The following is a 16,985-nucleotide window of genomic DNA, read 5'->3' as shown; positions in this document are numbered from 1 at the left end:
CTTACAGCTTCCGCTTTGCTGTCAGGCGGCGGCACACATCATCCAGCTGTTCCAGATCGCGATACTTGATGCGCAGCTCTCCGCCATTCTTGCCGTGACGAATATCAACATCGAGGCCTAGCTGGCGGGACAGATCTGCTTCCAGCGCCTCCGTATCGACATCCTTTTCATCCGGCTTGGGCTTCGCAGATTTGGTTTCAATCGGGCCGCCTTCGCGGGCCGCTTTGGCGCGCGCTTCCACATCGCGAACCGTCAGCCCCTTCTCGACGGCCATATCGATCAGCGCTTCCGGGTCTGGCGCGCCGAGCGCGGCTCGTGCATGGCCAGCTGTGATACGACCCTCACGGACATGCTCCCGAGCTGCTTCCGGCAATTGCAGAAGACGCAATGTGTTGGCGATATGCACGCGGCTCTTGCCGACACTGGTCGCCAGGCTGTCTTGCGTCCGGCCAAACCGCTTCATCAGCGCTTCATAGGCCTCGGCCTCTTCAATCGGGTTGAGGTCAGATCGCTGAACGTTCTCGATGATGCCGATTTCAAGCAGTTCCAGCTCATCAGTATCACGTATGACCGCAGGAATACTGGTAAGACCCGCCATTTTGGCGGCCCGCCACCGACGCTCGCCTGCGATTATCTGGTACTTCCCGGTTTCCTTCGGATCCGGACGCACCAGGATCGCCTGCAGAACACCGCGGCTTTTCAGGGATTCAGCCAGTTCCTTCAGCGCACTTTCGTCAAACGTACGCCGCGGCTGCGACGGGTTGCGGCGGATCAGATCAATCGCAATCTCGCTACCGCCTTCAGACTTGCCGCCTGTAGTGTCGGCTTCAGGGCGAGAGATACCCTCGACCTCTCCGATCAGGGCCGAAAGTCCGCGTCCAAGGCGGGAAGGTTTGCTCTTTGCGTCTTCGCTCATGATATTCAGGCCGCCCGGGCCTTCTCTCTTTGCAGAACTTCTGATGCCAGGCGGATATAGGCTTCACTGCCCGGGCAACGATAATCATACAGAAGCGCCGGCTTACCAAAGGATGGCGCCTCCGACAGTCGGACATTCCGGGGGATGACTGTATTGTAGACCTTGTTGCCAAAGAAAGCGCGCACTTCGTCGGCCACCTGATCGGACAGATTATTGCGGCGGTCATACATGGTCAGAACTACGCCCTGGATCTCAAGGTTTGGATTGAGGCCCGCGCGCACAACTTCCACGGTGCGCAGCAATTGGCTAAGACCTTCCAGAGCGAGGAACTCACATTGCAGCGGCACCAGAAGCGCGTCCGCCGCCGTCATGGCGTTCAATGTGAGAGACGACAAGGAAGGCGGGCAATCAATCAGAATGTAGTCATACTTGACGAGACTACCGGCCATAGACCGGTTCACATAATCATGCAGACCATCGCGCAGACGGTATGACCGGTGTGCATCATTGGCCAATTCCGTCTCGACACCGGAAAGGTTCTCGTCACCTGGAACAATGTCCAGACGCGGCACGATGGTTGACAGAACCGCCTCTTCCAGGGGAATCCGGTCCACGACCACATCATAAGATGTTTTCAGGCGATCTTGGCGCTCAATGCCAAGACCGGTCGACGCGTTGCCCTGGGCATCGAAGTCCACGATCAGAACACGGCGCCCCACAGCCGCCAAAGCCGTTCCCAGATTGATCGACGTGGTCGTCTTCCCGACACCGCCTTTCTGGTTCACAACCGCAAAAATTCTAGGTTTACCGCCTGCCACGTTTGAGCTCCCTCACGATCAAAATCACGCCTGACCCACCGGTGCGACTTGGAATCGCCTCATAGGCGAAACTCCATCTTTGTTGCGCGTCCGTCAATTCTTCTTTCCAGCGTTCGCCCTTCAGAAAAACCCCTTTTGCACCGTTTTCCATCCATGGAGCCGCATAGTCGAGCAATTTGGGAAGTGGCGCAAAGGCCCGCGCGGTGACGATATCTGCCTCACTCGCCGGGGCGGTTTCGATCCGTCCCTGATAGACGGCGGCATTGAGACCGGCTGCATCTATCGCGGCGCGTAGAAACGCACATTTCTTCCCGACACTCTCCATCATGGTCACGTGAGACGCTGGGCGGGCCGCCGACATGATCAATCCTGGAAAGCCCGCGCCGGAACCGAAATCCACCACACGCGTTTCATTAGATACAGAGTCAAGGATCTGGAAGGAATCGCCGACATGACGTGTCCAGATCTGAGGCCATTCGCGTGGGCCAATCAAGTTTGACCGCTTGCGCCAGTCGTCGAGGGTTAAGATGATCGTGTCCAATCTTTCCAATGTTTCACGTGAAACATCGAAATCGGCCAAAAAAGCCGCGCGATCCTGAGAATTCGTCATGAGTATTAACCGGCCTTCTTACGGCGCTTAACATATCCGAGTAGTGCGGTCAGCGCTCCGGGAGTGACGCCTTCGATCCGTCCGGCCTGTCCAAGGGTGGAGGGGCGTACGGTTTCGAGCTTTTGGCGTACTTCATTGGAAAGTCCGCCAATCGAGGAATAGTCCAGATCACCCGGGATCATCAGATCCTCATCCCGGCGCAGTGCTGCGACATCTTCCGCCTGGCGATCCAGATAGGCGGAATAGGTCGCCTCGATCTCGATCTGTGTTGCGATCTCTGGCGCGATGTCCGATAGCTCTGACCAGACTTTGGCTAGTGAAGGGAGACCTATGTCTTTATATGAGAGATATTCCCACGCCGTCCGGACGCGGCCATCCTGATTGACCGACCATCCAGACAAAGCGGCTTTGGCTGGAGAAAGCGTGAGAGTATTGAGAAGAGTCCGAGCCGCTTCCAGTTTTTCCTGTTTCACGTGAAACACAGAGGCACGGTCTGACCCGACACATCCGGCGGCAATACCCTTGGCGGTCAGGCGCTGATCCGCATTATCTGCCCGTAGTGCCAGACGGTATTCCGCGCGGGACGTGAACATCCGGTATGGCTCCGTCACGCCACGTGTGACGAGATCATCAATCAGAACACCGATATAGGCTTCGGCCCGGTCAAAAATGATCGGATCTTTCCCAGCCGTCGCGCGCGCGGCATTCAGACCTGCGACGAGGCCCTGGGCGCCAGCTTCTTCATATCCCGTGGTACCATTGATCTGTCCCGCCAAATAAAGGCCGGGCAGGAGCTGAACTTCCAGGGCGGAGGAAAGCGCACGCGGATCCACGTAGTCATATTCAATCGCGTAGGCGTATTGCAGGATCTTCGCGTTTTCGAGACCGGGAATGGTTTTCAAAAAGCGTTCCTGAATCTCCTCCGGCAATGACGTCGAAATACCATTCGGATACACGGTGTGATCTTCCAGGCCTTCCGGCTCGAGGAATATCTGATGCCGATCCTTATCCGCAAAGCGATGCACCTTGTCTTCAATCGACGGGCAATAGCGTGGACCACGACCGGCAATCGCGCCAGAATAAACAGCCGATTGCGTGATATTCTCTGCAATAATCGCGTGGGTTTCGGGGGTCGTCCATGTGATGCCGCACTGGACCTGCGGCACAGTGATTTCGTCCGTCAGATAGGAGAACGGAATAGGGCGCTCATCGGCCGGCTGCATCTCCAGACGATCCCACGCAATCGTGCGGCCATCGAGACGGGCAGGGGTTCCGGTTTTGAGGCGCCCCATCGGCAGACCCAGACCATAGAGTCGATCCGAAAGACCAATCGCCGGGGCTTCCCCTACACGGCCCGCCGGGATGCGCTTCTCACCGATATGGATCAGGCCTTTCAGGAAAGTTCCTGTGGTAATTACTACAGAAGGCGCATGATATGCATCGCCCTTGAGGCCGATCACACCGGCCACATGATCGTTCTCAACAATCAGGTCTTCCGCGCCATCCTCGATAATAGTGAGGTTCGGATAGTCGGCGAGTTCCGCCTGCATCGCTTCGCGATAAAGCTTGCGATCAATCTGAGACCGCGGTCCCCAGACGGCCGGGCCTTTCGAGCGGTTGAGCATCCGGAACTGGATGCCTGCCTTGTCTGCCAAGCGCCCCATCAAACCATCCAGCGCATCAATCTCGCGCACGAGATGTCCCTTCCCCAAACCGCCAATGGCCGGGTTACAGCTCATCTCGCCAATGGTTGCGATCTTGTGGGTTACGAGCGCTGTGCGTGCACCCGTCCGCGCCGCCGCTGCCGCTGCTTCGCAGCCGGCATGGCCGCCGCCCACCACAATCACATCAAACTGGTTTGTCTCGCTCATCGCGCGCCGCTTCTGGTCCGGTGTTTTCAGAAAGGCGCTATATAGCGGCTCGGGCGCTCAAACCCTAGGGGTCATTTGCCGATGCAGAACTGGGAGAAGACAGCGCCAAGCACATCTTCCACGCCGACCGTGCCGACAATCGCGCCCAGATGACGGATCGCGAGGCGTACATCTTCCGCGGCAAGTTCCGCTCCGGTACCTAGGTCCAGCGCATCTCGTGCCGCGATAAGACAGCCAAGACCCTCAACCAGGCGGGCCCTGTGGCGCGCACGCGTGATCACAGGCGCCTCAACTGAGGCCGCTTTATTTGCAATGAAATCCGCGAGCGCGGCTTCCACTTCCGCAACGCCCGCGCCATCCTTTGCCGAGATTTTATAGTTAAACTCTGGCAGATCAGGCGACAAATTCACGTCGGCCTTGTTAACGATGACTATATCCGTCGATTGGCGGTAAGGGGAGGTCAGCACCCCCAGCTCGGGGGCTGATCCGTCAACCATTAACAGGCGCAGATCAGCTTCAGCGGCAACACGTTCTGCACGGCGCACGCCTTCGGCTTCAATCTCGTCTTCCGTTTCGCGCAATCCAGCGGTGTCAGAGATCCAGACAATTTGCCCGCCAAGCACTAGGCGGACCTCGATCACATCCCGCGTCGTCCCAGGACGGGACGTCACGATGGCCGCATCACGGCGCGCGAGCCGGTTCAGCAAGGTTGACTTGCCCGCATTGGGCGCGCCGATAATTGCGATGCGGAAGCCGTCGCGGATCTTCTCTCCGATGCCCCGGTCGCCGAGAGCTTCTTCCAATTCTCCGATCAACCGGTTCAGTTTTATGATCACCGGTGCCGTTGTTTCTTCCGGGGCATCCTCTTCATCCGGGAAATCCACGGCGACTTCGATAAGCGCCAAAATACCGGTCAGCTCAGCGCGCCAACGGTCATACTGCTCGGTCAGACCGCCTGTCAGCTGGCGCAAAGCCTGGGCTTTCTGCGCGGTCGTCTCTGCTTCGATGATGTCCGCGACGCCTTCGGCCTCTGTCAGGTCTATCTTGCCGGCTTCAAACGCGCGGCGCGTGAACTCGCCTGGCTCAGCCATCCGCACGTTCGGTTCTTTAATCAGTGTGCTGATTGCATGTTCGATGACCGCAGGCCCGCCATGCAGGTACAGCTCCAGCGTATCTTCGCCTGTATAGGAATGTGGCCCCGGCATGAACAGGGCGAGGCCTTCATCAATCAGATTGGCATCTTCATCGCGAAACTTGGTCAGGGTTGCCCGGCGCGGTTCCGGCAGCCCACAATCCAGCAGCGCACCGGCCAGTTTCCAGATCGCATCTCCGGAGAGGCGAATAATACAGATGGCAGCAGGGGGCTGGCCCGAGGCGAGGGCGCAGATAGTGTCGCGCTCGCTCATGGCCAATCGCGCTCCCTTTAGTTCTTCATCGCTTCGAAGAATTCATCATTGTTCTTCGTCTGGCGCAGCTTATCAAGCAGGAAGTCGATGGCATCATTCGTACCCATCGGCCCCAGGATACGGCGCAGGATATAGATTTTCGACAGCTGCGCCTGCGGCGTGATCAGTTCTTCTTTCCGCGTGCCGGACTTCATGATGTCGATGGCAGGGAAGGTCCGCTTGTCGGCAATCTTCCGGTCAAGCACGACTTCGGAGTTACCTGTCCCTTTGAATTCCTCAAAGATCACTTCATCCATCCGGCTGCCGGTATCGATCAGAGCCGTTGCGACGATGGTCAGCGAACCACCGTTTTCCACGTTCCGTGCGGCACCGAAGAAACGCTTCGGACGTTGCAGGGCGTTGGCGTCCACACCACCAGTCAGCACCTTGCCGGAGCTTGGTACTGTCGTGTTGTAGGCACGGCCGAGACGGGTGATCGAGTCGAGCAGGATGACAACATCGCGCTTGTGCTCAACCAGACGCTTGGCTTTTTCGATGACCATTTCAGCCACCTGAACGTGGCGGGTCGCCGGCTCGTCAAAGGTGGAAGCGACGACTTCGCCCTTCACCGTGCGGCGCATGTCGGTCACTTCTTCCGGACGCTCGTCGATCAGCAGAACGATCAGATAGCATTCCGGGTGATTCTCTTCGATGGCAGACGCGATGTTCTGCAAGAGAACGGTCTTACCGGTCCGTGGCGGCGCAACGATCAGCGCACGCTGGCCCTTACCAATCGGCGCAACAATGTCAATCACGCGGCCGGAGCGATCCTTGCGGGTCGGGTCTTGGCTTTCCATGCGCAGGCGCTCTTCAGGATAGAGCGGCGTGAGGTTGTCGAAGTGGACTTTCTTGTTGGCCTTGTCAGGCTCCTCGAAATTGATGCGGGAGACATCGGTCAGCGCGAAGTAGCGCTCATTATCCTGCGGGGCGACGATCGGACCTTCAACCGTATCGCCGGTGCGGATATTACCCTTCTTGAGAACTTCCGGGCTGACATAGATGTCGTCCGGGCCAGGCAAATAGTTGGATTCCGGAGAGCGGAGGAAGCCGAAGCCATCGGTCAGTACTTCCAGAACGCCCTGGCCCGTGATTTCCACTTCGCTGTCGGCAAGTTCCTTCAGGATGGCGAACAGCATGTCCTGCGTCCGCATAGAGGAGGCGTTTTCGACTTCCAGCTCTTCTGCGTAGGCGAGCAGTTCTTCAGGCGACTTCGCCTTCAGGTCGCTGAGTTTCACACTGGTTATGTCGTCGAGCATGGAAGATGCCATGAGGGAATTCCGGATAAGGGGCTGCTGCAAATAATATCAGGAGCCGGATTTTAGAAATCGGGGGATCATCGCCCGCGCAAGGACTGCGCAGCGGTTTTGCTGCATATGCCTCCTAAAGGGGCATTTCGTCAAGGGTTGTGCCAGAGTCGACGACTCAGAACGGGCGCACGATCACCATGATGACGATGCCGATCATCAGCAGAAACGGTACTTCATTCATCATGCGCAACCGCTTGGCCGTAACATTCGGTGTGCCGCGGTCGATCTTTTTGCCAACACCGATGAAGTAGCCGTGCAAACCGGACAGGATCAGCACCAGCAGCAGTTTCACATGCATCCATGGCTGGCTCAGCAGGCTCTGATTCATGACCAGCATCGTGATTCCCAGAATCCAGACTAAAATAATACTGGGGTTGAGGATAATCTTGCGCAGCCTGTTCGAGGCATCCTTCATCGTCTCGAACAATTCATCACCCGGCTTGCTGGACAATTGATGGATCTTGTAGCGCGGATAGACAAGCAGACCACCCATCAGGGCAATCACGAAAATCACATGCAGCGCCTTCACCCAGAGATACAGCATTACGCGCCGGCTTTCTGATCTGCATTCACCAGCTTGCCCGCGCCGGCATGGGCTTGTGTGTTCGGACATCCACTCCAGTTGCCCGCGCACAGGCGAGACCCTGCACAGGACCGAATGGCAAGATCTTCGCGCAGCGCATCTTCCACCTGGTCGGCCAGCATGGAGATGAATTCCTCATGCACGCCGACGGCTTCCACGCGGGTATAGCTCGGCGCGCCATGCTGTTCGGCAACAAGGCGATATTCCTCGCCCAGCTCCACCAGTGTCTCAATATGCTCTGACACGAAGGCTATCGGCGCGATGAGGATGTTCTTTCCTTCATCGGCAGCTTCCGCGATGCACTCCTCGGTCGGCGGCCCGATCCATTTCAGCGGGCCAACCCGGGATTGGTAGCACGCCACGACTTCCCAGTCGGACGGCACCCGGCCAGCAATCATGTCGGCCATGGTCTCGCACTGCCACTGATAGGGGTCACCCGATTTGACGATCTTTTCCGGCAGACCATGCGCCGACAGAAGCAAGCGCACATTGCCCGGCTCGCCCGCGCGCTTGTGCGCATCCATGATACGCTCGACATGCGCCGTGATCAGGCCCTCGGCGAAAGGATAGCAACACACCGTCTTCACAGGCTGCTTGTAGGCTTTCTTCCAAGCCGTCAGCGAGGAGCCTGTCGTCGTTGTGGAGAATTGCGGATAGAGTGGCAACAGCACGACTTCATCCGCGCCCCAGGCTTTTACCTCTGCGGCGGCCTCTTCGGTGAAGGGGTGCCAGTAGCGCATGCCGATAAAGCAGCGCACTTCATCTTCCGGATAACGCTTCGCCAACGCCTCGGTCAGCGCCTCTGCCTGTATCTTTGTTTCTGGCAGCAGGGGTGATCCGCCGCCCGCATCCATCATGGCGTAATTCTTTTTCACCGACGGCGCCCGCGTGGACGAAATCAGCCGCGCCAGGAACCATCTCACCGGCAGCGGTGCGCCGATAATCGCCGGATCGCGGAAAAGGTTTTTCAGAAAAGGCTGAACATCCTTCTCCGTATCCGGTCCGCCCAGATTGAACAGTACGACAGCGATCTTGCGGGCCATAAAAGTCAGCCTTCCCGAATGATTTCCAGAACGCGCTGAACATGCGCGATGGGGGTTTCCGGCCGGATGCCATGTCCAAGATTGAAAATATGCGGGCGGCCGGAATAGACAGAGATAAGCTCACGAACGCGGGCGTCGAGTCTTTCACCGCCTTCGATCAACAATAGCGGGTCCAGATGGCCCTGAACCGGGAAGCCTTCCGGCAGCGCGCTATTGATAAAGCTTGGCACAGCCGCCGTATCGAGGCCCACAGCTGTCACGCCGGTTTCGGCCACATACTCGCCAATCATGGCTGAGGCGCCGCGCGGAAAGCCGATGATCGGCACGGTGATGCCCATCTCCCGAAGACGCGCGACAAGTTTCTTTGTCGGCGCAATAATGACTTCGCGGAAAATATTGTCCGGCAGGCCCTCGGCCCAGCTATCGAACAGCATCAGCGCATCGGCGCCTGCCTCGACTTGCGCGCTGAGATAATAGGCCGTCGCATCAATGATCTGGTCCAGCACAGCGGCCAGTTCATCCGGCTTGCCATGGGCCCAGCGCCAGGCGGTGGACTTGTCGGTCTTGCCACGTCCCTCGATGGCATAAAGCCCAACGGTCCAGGGAGAGCCGGCAAATCCGATCAGCGCTGTACCTGACGGCAAACCGGCTTTCACGCGAGAAACAGTTTCATAGACGGGAGACAAACGGTCTGCCGCCTGTTGTGGTGGTACGCGAGAGAGGTCCGATGCGCTGGCGATCTCTTCGACCAGAGGCCCGACACCTTTCTCGAACCGCACACCCAGGCCCATCGCGTCCAGGATCAACAGGATGTCAGCGAACAGGATAGCCCCGTCCATGCCATATCGGCGGACGGGCTGCAGGGTCGCTTCAGCGGCCATTGAAGGCGTGTAGCAGAAATCCAGGAAGTTCTTAGCTCTCGCCCGAAGCTCAAGATATTCGGGCAGATGCCGCCCGGCCTGGCGCATCATCCATACCGGAGGCGGAGAAACCGCATGTCCCTCGAGTACCTGAATCAGTTTCGGCTTGGTGTTCTCGCCCATCGCCCCATCCATTCCAAATTCAAACAAAGCCCGACAGGGCGCTTATAACTATTAGACCGTGTAATTCGTGGAGAAAGGCCACACACAGGAATTGTCCAGCTAATTCCACAGGTGAGTCACAGGGTGTCGCACCCGGGTAAGGTTTCATTAACTACCCGCCGCGACAGGGTTAATGAGGGGTTAACACCTTAGCGGGACTCACAGAGTCGAACATAAAGGGATTCTTAAGGAGTCGGATTCTGCCTCCTGTGAGTCAATTGTGAATCCAGTTGGGGAAAAATGGCTATCCACAGGCGACTCACAGGTCTTGTGTGTTTCGCCAACCTCGGCAACACAGGGGGTATGAATACGACCCCTCAGCGCTTCAGCATTTATTTCAATGTCCACCTCGTGTCTGACAGTACGGGTGAGACCCTTAATGCGATTCAGCGAGCGGCCTGTGCACAGTTCGAAAACGTACAGCCGCTTGAACACAATTATTATCTCGTCCGCTCCGAGCGCCAGCTGGAACGCGTGATGCGGGAGATAGAGGCCGCACCCGGCGTTGTCTGGTACACGATCTCTGATGAAGTCCTGCGCCAGAAGCTGGAATCCTTCTGTCGTGAGCATGGTGTGGCGACGCTGCCCGTTCTGGATGCGTCGATCGCCATGCTGGGCCGCCACCTCGGCATTTCGGCCAACCAGAAAGTTGCCGGCCAGCACGCGCTGGATGATGACTATTTCGAACGGATGGAAGCAATCAATTTCACACTCGCGCATGATGATGGCCAGAATGTTGACGGGCTGGTCGGCGCGGACGTTATCCTGCTGGGGGTCAGCCGCACATCCAAGACGCCGACCTGTGTGTATCTGGCAAACCGCAAGGTGAAGGCGGGGAATATTCCTCTGGTTCCGGGCGTGCCGCTGCCGCCTTTTATTGAAAAGCTCGGACCGAAGGGCCCGCTGATCATTGGCCTGAAGATCAGCGCAGAGCGCCTTGTGCAGATCCGCCGTCAGCGCCTGATCTCGCTGGATCAAGATGAACACACCATCTATGCCGATGAAGCGGCCGTGCGCGATGAGGTGACCCAGGCCAACCGCCTTTTCCAACGCAACAAGTGGAAGACCATTGATGTGTCCCGCCGCTCGGTTGAGGAAACGGCTGCCGCGATCCTGAACCTGCTGAACGAACGGAAAGCACAAGTATGAGCCCACGCATTATTCTCGCTTCCGGCAGCCAGAGTCGGCGCGCCGTGTTGACCGCTGCGGGTGTGGAAGCCGAAACCATCAAGCCCAACGTGGATGAGGATGCTGCCAAGGCTGCATTCCGGGCCGAGAACATGTCCGTGCGTGATCAGGCCATGAAGCTGGCCGAGATGAAATCCATGAAAGTTTCGATGCGAGAAAACGGTCTGATCATTGGCTGTGATCAGATGCTGTCGCTGGAGAATGAAGCCTTCGACAAGCCCGTGGATCTGGAGGGTGCGCGCGACCATTTGCGTAAACTGTCCGGTAAGACGCACACGTTGGAAACAGGGATTGTCATTTCCGAAAATGGTGAACCGGTCTGGCGCTATCTGGCGCGGCCGAAGCTTACCATGCGTGTGCTGAGCGAAGACTTTATCGAAGACTATGTCGAAAAGGTCGGCGCGCCGCTCTTGTCCACAGTGGGCGCGTACCAGCTGGAAGGCTTGGGGGCACAATTGTTTACGCGCATCGAAGGCGATTATTTCTCCATTCTCGGTCTACCGCTTTTGCCCCTGCTTGATTATCTGCGTGTTCGGAAGGTAGTGCCCTCATGACCTTGCTGTATGGTGTTGTTGGCGATCCGGTGTCACATTCTTTGTCGCCTGTGATTCACAAGGCATGGATTCGCGAGCATGGAATCGATGCGACCTATGAAGCCCTGCACGTTGCCAAAGGCGAACTGGACGAAGGGCTCAAGACATTGGAGTCGCGCGGCGCAAAGGGTCTGAACATAACTTTGCCGCACAAGGAAAAAGCCCTGTCGCTCTCTGAAACGGTCAGTGATGTCGCGCGCCGTATTGGCGCGGCGAATACGCTGATCCATTTGAAGAAGGGTGGCTGGCACGCAGAGAATACTGACGCGCCGGGATTTGCCGAAACGCTTGGCCAGATTGATATTGATATTTCCGGCCAGCATGTGTGTCTGCTGGGGGCAGGGGGCGCAGCCCGCGCTGTGGCACTTGCTATCTCCGATATGCGTGCAGAGCTGACAATCTGTAATCGGACTGTTTCACGCGCAGAGGAAATGACGAACCATCTGAATATCGAAGCGGAAATCTGCAGCCTGGACCAGGCTGTTGCGGCCATGGGTGAGGCGGATATTGTGATCAATACGCTCAGCCTCGGGCATTCAGGCGGGGCGCTTGAAATGCCTGATGGCAAGTCCCGTATCTTCTACGATATTTCCTATGGCAAGGCGGCAAAACCTATGCTGGATGCGGCAAGCGCGCAGGATTGGAAGCCTGTCGATGGAATTGGTATGCTGGTGGCGCAGGCGGCGTTCAGTTTTGAACACTGGTTCGGCGTGTTGCCGGATATGGTGTCCGCACAGGAGCGTTGTCGCAAGCTGGTGGAGGCCACGACATGATTGTCCTTGGACTGACAGGTTCCATAGGAATGGGTAAATCCGCGACAGCAGAACTCTTCCGCGAGGAAGGCGTGCCCGTCTATGACGCTGATGCCGAAGTGCACGCGCTCTATGCCAAGGACGGCGCTGCGGTTGCCCCGGTTGAGGCGGCCTTTCCCGGTGTCACCAAGGATGGCGCGATTGACCGCACTGCGCTGCGCACGCGCGTTCTGAATGATTCTGAAGCGATGAAGACGCTGGAAAAAATCGTCCATCCACTCGCCGGCGATGCGCAGAAACACTTTCGGGATACTGCGCACAAATCCGGCGCACCCTTCATTGTGCTGGATATTCCGCTGCTTTATGAAGCGGGCGGATATGCCTATTGCGATTATGTCGCGGTTGTAAGCGCCCCGGCAGAGGTGCAGCGCGAAAGGGTGCTCTCCCGCCCCGGCATGACGGCGGAGACATTCGAGTCCATTCTCGCGCGGCAAATGCCGGATGCGGATAAGCGCGCCAAGGCAGATTTCATTATCTCCACTGCTCATGGTTTCGAATTTGCACGCGACTGTGTTCAGGCCATAGTGCGCCTGATGAATCGCCTGGCTGAGGAAGAGAGTGACGCATGAGTGATGTTATTCGCGAAATCGCATTCGATACCGAAACAACCGGTCTGAACCCTGCTGACGGGGACCGGGTCATCGAAATTGGCGCAGTGGAAATGCTGAACCACATTGCGACCGGGCGTACGTTTCGTGTACTGATTAATCCGAAGCGATCCGTTTCTGAAGACACGGTCCGTATCACCGGCATCACGGATGAGCATCTGAAAGATGCCCCCTATTTTGAGCATCCGGAAGTCGTCGATGCTTTCCTGGAATTCCTGGGCGACGCGACGATTGTTGCGCACAATGCCGGGTTTGACCGGGGCTTTATCAATATGGAGCTGGAGCGCTGCGGGCGTCCGCCGATTCCGGAAGAGCGCTGGATTGATACGGCCGCCATGGCGCGCAAGAAATATCCCGGCGCCCCGGCCAGTCTGGATGCACTTTGCCGACGCTATGATATTTCGCTCGAAAGCCGGACATTCCACGGCGCTCTGCTCGACAGCCAGCTGTTGGCCAGCGTGTATCTGGAATTGCTAGGCGGTCGCGCGCGGGCCTTCTCGTTCGAGACGGCAGAGGAAAGGGATTTGGGGTCTCGGAAACGGACAGCAAAGCAAAGGCCTCAACCACTTGCCTCATCCATCACTGAGGAAGAGCGCGCCGCCCATGAAGCCTTCATTGTGAGCCTGGGCGACGACGCGATCTGGAAAAAGGTCTGCTGATCAGGCCTGGCCGGTGCCGTTTTGAGCAGATTGCTCAGCGGCGCGCTGATACTGGGCCTGGTAGAGTTGAACAAAATCTACCGGATCGATCAGCAGCGGCGGGAAGCCGCCTTCGCGTGTGATCTCTGCAATGATGCGACGCGCGAACGGGAAGAGGAGGCGCGGGCATTCGATCAGAAGCATGGGCTCGATCTGGTTCTGCTGGACTGTTTGCAGCTGAAACAGGCCGGCATATTCAAGTTCACAGAGGAACAGCACAGTTTGCTCGGATGTCGCCTTGGCGGACAGTTTCAGGGAAACTTCGAAAAGGCCATTCCCGTCGGCGTGAGGTGTCGCGCCAACATCAATACCGAGATCAATGTTCGGTTGGGCCTGAACAGGGCCATGGCCCGGATTTTCGAAGGACAGGTCTTTGACATATTGACCAAGCACCCGCATGGACGGCGCCTCTTGGCCGGTGCCCTGCGGCTGGGGGTTTTCCGGTGTGCTGGCATCTGTCATGCTTGTTCTCCCTCTACACTTGACGTCGCGCCGCCTAGCATGCGGCCCCTTAACGCGCAATGTATCACTGGCATGACAGGGCCGTTCACCCTATCTAGAATACCAGACACTTCTTTGGAGGATATTCCGTCCTTATGTTCGATCCTGTGGTCCAGGTAATCATTCTTGCAGCGATTGCGCTGTTTGTTCTTTTCCGTCTCTACACCGTACTGGGGAAGGGGGAAGACGACACGCCCATGCGCCGGACAGAACCGTCTGCGAAGCGCAGCGATAGTCCCGTCACGCCTCTGGACCGGCCCATGCAGCCGGCTGAGCCGGAAACACCGATCTTTACCGGTCCTGCCGCGGGTGGAATGGAAGAGATCTATAATGCTGACCGCCGGTTCAATGAGCCGGATTTCATGCGCGGGGCCCGGGCCGCCTATACGATGATTGTCGGGGCCTTTGCCCGGGGGGACCGGGAGACTTTGCGTCCATTGCTGGATGATGACGTGTATGAAGCCTGGGATCAGGCGATTAGCGATCGCGAAGCTAACAACACGCCCGCTTTTGATCTTCTTCGCATCAAGAAGGCCGAGATCGAAAGCGCAGAGCTGGACGGCAAGATGGCGCGCGTCTGGGTCCGCTATGAAGCCGAACTGGGCGATGGCGAGACGACGCGCACGGCGAAAGAGCTGTGGGCCTTCATGCGCGATGTGACCGGAACGGATCCGAACTGGATCCTCGATGATGTGGAAGAGGCCAATTAGGCCATCTTCTGCTGTACGTCCGACATCTGGGGCGTGACAGACTGACCTGAAGCAAGCCATAAGTGGCGGTATGCTCCGCCGTTTGCTTTGCCTGTCTGTGATGACCATTCTGGCCTCCTGTCAGAGTGCCCCGCCGCCTGCGCCGTCCCCTGTGGTGCCGGATATTCCGCCGAAAGTCTCCACCCCGCCGAAACAGGTTGAGGCGATTGAGCGCCCAAGCAGTTTTGCCGCCCTGCCGAACTGGCAGGAGGCCCCGATTGAATTGCCGATCAGCGCGTTCAAGCGATCCTGTGTGAAGCTACAGGACCGGTCTGCGGGCGATTATCTGTCCGCCAAGGCGCCCTGGGCCGGATTTGTCGCCGAATGGCTGCCGGTGTGTGACGCGGTCAACAGGGCGGAGGATGATGCCAGCGCCAAGGCCATTCTGGAGGCCGAATTTCTGCCGGTCGAAATCTCCTCTCCCACGGGTGAGAGCCGGTTCACCGGCTATTTCGAGCCGATGTATGAAGCGCGCTACACGCCGACGCCTCCTTTCACCGAACCTGTTCCGGCGCTGCCGGCGGATCTGGTGCCGAATGGGGCGAACCCGAAACAGCGTATGCCGGATGGTAGTTTGCGGCCCTATCCACCCCGGGCAGACATCACGACAAATGGCGTGACGGCGATTGCCTATGCCCACCCAGCGGATGTCTTCTTCCTGCAGATCCAGGGCAGTGGACGCCTGCATTTCCCGGACGGGCGAACCGTGCGAGCGGCCTATGCGGCGCATAATGGCCACCGTTTCGGCTCTACTGCCAACTGGTTGATGGAGACGGGCCGCATCAGTGCAGGCGAGGCGAGCATGCAGGGCATCCGCGCCTGGATGGACCGAGCCGGCCCTGTTGAGACGCGCAAGGCGATGAACCACAATCCGCGCTTTGTGTTCTTCCGCGCGCTACCGGAGGGCGACCCGTCGCTTGGCCCGGAAGGAGCGCAGGGCATTCCGCTGACCCCGCTGTCGTCCATGGCGGTGGACACGTCGATCCACCCGCTGGGCGTGCCGATGTATGTGGAGACCGAAGCCCCAGGCCTGGGCGGCAAATGGGCGGGCCTGTTGATTTCGCAGGACACGGGCGGCGCCATAAAGGGCGCCGTGCGCGGTGATCTCTATTTCGGGACCGGCAAGGAAGCGGGCGAGCGCGCCGGCACAATGAATGCGCCTGGCCGGCTGTGGGTGTTCCTGCCGCGCAAGGTGGCGCGGCGCCTGATGGATGAGAATGTCGCCAATCCGTCCCTGAAGCTGACAGCGCCATAGGCCATGACCAAGCGCCGCCTGACCCCTGAGGAATCCCGCGCCTGGGCCAGGGTTGCACGCACGGTAAAGCCGATTGGTCCGCCTACGGCAAATCTGGAAGAATTTGAGCGCGCCCTTGAATCCGGCGGGCCGGTCAATCCGATGCGTCCGCGCAAACATTCAGCTGACGGATTGATCGCGGCGGCCGGCAAGGCGGAAGACAAACAAAAGCCCACGGCAAAAGCCGCTGACCGCGGCGGTGAAAAGCGTGTGCGCCGCGGCCGGCTGGAACTGGCCGGGACGATAGATCTGCACGGCATGACACAGACGACCGCAGAGCTGCGCCTGATGCAATTCGTCACCCGCAGCCGCACGCAAGGCGCGCGCTGCGTTCTGGTGATTACAGGAAAAGGACGCGGGGGCGAGGGGGTTCTTCGGCGGAACTTTCTGCACTGGGTTCAGACGCCGGATGCGAGCCAGCATGTGTCTGGCTATTCAGAGGCCCATGCGCGTCATGGGGGCTCAGGGGCGTTTTATCTGTTTCTGCGGCGGTCCGGGCCCGCTCGGCAGCCATGAGTTTTTTGTACTGAATGGTGAAATCGTCTTCCCTTGGCCCCAGCTCTCTCAGGATACGATCATATGTTTCCGCAACCAGATCCGGATCATAGACGCACCTTTCAACCCATTCCCGCGCCTGCGGAATATTACGGGCGATCCGGCGCAAGAATTTGACATGGGTTGAATGCGACGCGTCCGCGAAGCGCCACATGAATTTCATGCGAAACGTGTTTCTGATGCGGGCTTTACGGCGTGGCATGGAGTTGTCCTTTCTGTTTTCCTTGTCCCGTGTTTGGGGCTGTATCGGCGGAGGCGTGCAAAACTCCGTTCTCTGTTATGTCTTTCCTCCTGCGCCTAAAGCCGGACTGG

18 protein-coding genes are annotated in these 16,985 nt (G+C 58.2%); 8 read left to right on the top strand and 10 right to left on the bottom strand.

Features of this window, described 5'->3' with window-relative positions; genetic code table 11:
• Position 1: 1 nt before the first annotated feature.
• The 9 genes from HY2_RS07330 to hemE form a co-directional block, all read right to left on the bottom strand.
• Complete coding sequence (locus HY2_RS07330; RefSeq protein ID WP_034826207.1) at positions 2 to 916, bottom strand: ParB/RepB/Spo0J family partition protein; 915 nt, start codon at positions 914 to 916, stop codon at positions 2 to 4.
• Between the two features lie 5 nt (positions 917 to 921).
• Positions 922 to 1,734 (bottom strand): ParA family protein, encoded by an 813-nt coding sequence (locus tag HY2_RS07325; protein ID WP_034826205.1) that lies wholly within the window; start codon positions 1,732 to 1,734, stop codon positions 922 to 924.
• A complete protein-coding gene (rsmG, locus tag HY2_RS07320) occupies positions 1,721 to 2,344 on the bottom strand; it encodes a 16S rRNA (guanine(527)-N(7))-methyltransferase RsmG (protein WP_034826203.1) in 624 nt (207 codons plus the stop codon). The genes HY2_RS07325 and rsmG overlap by 14 nt, the downstream gene beginning before the upstream one ends.
• Positions 2,345 to 2,349: 5 nt before the next feature.
• On the bottom strand, positions 2,350 to 4,215 hold the full coding sequence (gene mnmG, locus HY2_RS07315; RefSeq protein ID WP_034826201.1) for a tRNA uridine-5-carboxymethylaminomethyl(34) synthesis enzyme MnmG: 1,866 nt from the start codon (positions 4,213 to 4,215) through the stop codon (positions 2,350 to 2,352).
• A gap of 71 nt (positions 4,216 to 4,286) precedes the next feature.
• On the bottom strand, positions 4,287 to 5,621 hold the full coding sequence (mnmE, locus tag HY2_RS07310; RefSeq protein ID WP_034826199.1) for a tRNA uridine-5-carboxymethylaminomethyl(34) synthesis GTPase MnmE: 1,335 nt from the start codon (positions 5,619 to 5,621) through the stop codon (positions 4,287 to 4,289).
• Positions 5,622 to 5,638: 17 nt separating this feature from the next.
• Positions 5,639 to 6,928 (bottom strand): transcription termination factor Rho, encoded by a 1,290-nt coding sequence (rho, locus tag HY2_RS07305; protein ID WP_407066580.1) that lies wholly within the window; start codon positions 6,926 to 6,928, stop codon positions 5,639 to 5,641.
• Positions 6,929 to 7,082: 154 nt separating this feature from the next.
• Positions 7,083 to 7,511 carry a CopD family protein gene (locus tag HY2_RS07300; RefSeq protein WP_034826197.1) on the bottom strand — a complete coding sequence of 143 codons (429 nt, stop codon included), beginning with the start codon at positions 7,509 to 7,511 and terminating at the stop codon, positions 7,083 to 7,085.
• Positions 7,511 to 8,593: a ferrochelatase gene (gene hemH, locus HY2_RS07295; protein ID WP_051594825.1), complete on the bottom strand. Its 1,083-nt coding sequence runs from the start codon at positions 8,591 to 8,593 to the stop codon at positions 7,511 to 7,513. The genes HY2_RS07300 and hemH overlap by 1 nt, the downstream gene beginning before the upstream one ends.
• Before the next feature lie 5 nt (positions 8,594 to 8,598).
• Positions 8,599 to 9,636 (bottom strand): uroporphyrinogen decarboxylase, encoded by a 1,038-nt coding sequence (hemE, locus tag HY2_RS07290; RefSeq protein WP_034826195.1) that lies wholly within the window; start codon positions 9,634 to 9,636, stop codon positions 8,599 to 8,601.
• Positions 9,637 to 9,978: 342 nt separating this feature from the next.
• Between hemE and HY2_RS07285 the strand changes: the two genes are divergently transcribed.
• Genes HY2_RS07285 through dnaQ form a run of 5 tightly spaced genes read left to right on the top strand, consistent with a single transcriptional unit; the run spans position 9,979 to position 13,535 of the window.
• Positions 9,979 to 10,824 carry a pyruvate, water dikinase regulatory protein gene (locus HY2_RS07285; protein WP_034826192.1) on the top strand — a complete coding sequence of 282 codons (846 nt, stop codon included), beginning with the start codon at positions 9,979 to 9,981 and terminating at the stop codon, positions 10,822 to 10,824.
• Entirely contained in the window at positions 10,821 to 11,417 is a 597-nt protein-coding gene (locus HY2_RS07280) for a Maf family protein (RefSeq protein WP_034826190.1), read from the top strand. The genes HY2_RS07285 and HY2_RS07280 overlap by 4 nt, the downstream gene beginning before the upstream one ends.
• Entirely contained in the window at positions 11,414 to 12,229 is an 816-nt protein-coding gene (aroE, locus tag HY2_RS07275; protein ID WP_034826189.1) for a shikimate dehydrogenase, read from the top strand. Before HY2_RS07280 ends, aroE begins: the two co-directional genes overlap by 4 nt.
• Positions 12,226 to 12,837 carry a dephospho-CoA kinase gene (coaE, locus tag HY2_RS07270; protein WP_034826188.1) on the top strand — a complete coding sequence of 204 codons (612 nt, stop codon included), beginning with the start codon at positions 12,226 to 12,228 and terminating at the stop codon, positions 12,835 to 12,837. Before aroE ends, coaE begins: the two co-directional genes overlap by 4 nt.
• Complete coding sequence (gene dnaQ / locus HY2_RS07265; protein WP_081814974.1) at positions 12,834 to 13,535, top strand: DNA polymerase III subunit epsilon; 702 nt, start codon at positions 12,834 to 12,836, stop codon at positions 13,533 to 13,535. Before coaE ends, dnaQ begins: the two co-directional genes overlap by 4 nt.
• Here dnaQ and secB read toward each other — a convergent pair whose 3' ends face one another.
• The gene (gene secB, locus HY2_RS07260) at positions 13,536 to 14,036 is read right to left on the bottom strand and encodes a protein-export chaperone SecB (protein ID WP_034826187.1); all 501 of its coding nucleotides are present in this window, start codon (positions 14,034 to 14,036) and stop codon (positions 13,536 to 13,538) included.
• A gap of 134 nt (positions 14,037 to 14,170) precedes the next feature.
• On the opposite strand from secB, the gene HY2_RS07255 reads away from it, so the two are divergent.
• The 3 genes from HY2_RS07255 (at position 14,171) to HY2_RS07245 (ending at position 16,634) form a co-directional block, all read left to right on the top strand.
• Entirely contained in the window at positions 14,171 to 14,785 is a 615-nt protein-coding gene (locus tag HY2_RS07255) for a Tim44/TimA family putative adaptor protein (protein ID WP_034826186.1), read from the top strand.
• A gap of 70 nt (positions 14,786 to 14,855) precedes the next feature.
• The gene (gene mltA / locus HY2_RS07250; protein WP_051594824.1) at positions 14,856 to 16,079 is read left to right on the top strand and encodes a murein transglycosylase A; all 1,224 of its coding nucleotides are present in this window, start codon (positions 14,856 to 14,858) and stop codon (positions 16,077 to 16,079) included.
• A gap of 3 nt (positions 16,080 to 16,082) precedes the next feature.
• Positions 16,083 to 16,634, top strand: coding sequence for a Smr/MutS family protein (locus HY2_RS07245; RefSeq protein WP_034826185.1), 552 nt, complete (start codon positions 16,083 to 16,085; stop codon positions 16,632 to 16,634).
• Positions 16,635 to 16,985 lie beyond the last annotated feature (351 nt).

It is taken from the genome of Hyphomonas pacifica (genome assembly GCF_000682675.1).
GTDB classification, from domain to species: domain Bacteria; phylum Pseudomonadota; class Alphaproteobacteria; order Caulobacterales; family Hyphomonadaceae; genus Hyphomonas; species Hyphomonas pacifica.
This window is presented reverse-complemented; position numbering and strand designations above follow the sequence as displayed.

Bases quoted from the DNA above. Each gene is read 5' to 3' on its own strand.
- mnmE (WP_034826199.1), bottom strand. From the start codon at position 5,621: ATGAGCGAGCGCGACACTATCTGCGCCCTCGCCTCGGGCCAGCCCCCT.
- rsmG (WP_034826203.1), bottom strand. From the start codon at position 2,344: ATGACGAATTCTCAGGATCGCGCGGCTTTTTTGGCCGATTTCGATGTT.
- HY2_RS07285 (WP_034826192.1), top strand. From the start codon at position 9,979: ATGAATACGACCCCTCAGCGCTTCAGCATTTATTTCAATGTCCACCTC.
- mltA (WP_051594824.1), top strand. From the start codon at position 14,856: ATGCTCCGCCGTTTGCTTTGCCTGTCTGTGATGACCATTCTGGCCTCC.
- hemH (WP_051594825.1), bottom strand. From the start codon at position 8,593: ATGGCCCGCAAGATCGCTGTCGTACTGTTCAATCTGGGCGGACCGGAT.
- HY2_RS07245 (WP_034826185.1), top strand. From the start codon at position 16,083: ATGACCAAGCGCCGCCTGACCCCTGAGGAATCCCGCGCCTGGGCCAGG.
- HY2_RS07280 (WP_034826190.1), top strand. From the start codon at position 10,821: ATGAGCCCACGCATTATTCTCGCTTCCGGCAGCCAGAGTCGGCGCGCC.
- aroE (WP_034826189.1), top strand. From the start codon at position 11,414: ATGACCTTGCTGTATGGTGTTGTTGGCGATCCGGTGTCACATTCTTTG.
- HY2_RS07330 (WP_034826207.1), bottom strand. From the start codon at position 916: ATGAGCGAAGACGCAAAGAGCAAACCTTCCCGCCTTGGACGCGGACTT.
- HY2_RS07255 (WP_034826186.1), top strand. From the start codon at position 14,171: ATGTTCGATCCTGTGGTCCAGGTAATCATTCTTGCAGCGATTGCGCTG.
- dnaQ (WP_081814974.1), top strand. From the start codon at position 12,834: ATGAGTGATGTTATTCGCGAAATCGCATTCGATACCGAAACAACCGGT.
- coaE (WP_034826188.1), top strand. From the start codon at position 12,226: ATGATTGTCCTTGGACTGACAGGTTCCATAGGAATGGGTAAATCCGCG.
- hemE (WP_034826195.1), bottom strand. From the start codon at position 9,636: ATGGGCGAGAACACCAAGCCGAAACTGATTCAGGTACTCGAGGGACAT.
- HY2_RS07300 (WP_034826197.1), bottom strand. From the start codon at position 7,511: ATGCTGTATCTCTGGGTGAAGGCGCTGCATGTGATTTTCGTGATTGCC.
- mnmG (WP_034826201.1), bottom strand. From the start codon at position 4,215: ATGAGCGAGACAAACCAGTTTGATGTGATTGTGGTGGGCGGCGGCCAT.
- rho (WP_407066580.1), bottom strand. From the start codon at position 6,928: ATGGCATCTTCCATGCTCGACGACATAACCAGTGTGAAACTCAGCGAC.
- secB (WP_034826187.1), bottom strand. From the start codon at position 14,036: ATGACAGATGCCAGCACACCGGAAAACCCCCAGCCGCAGGGCACCGGC.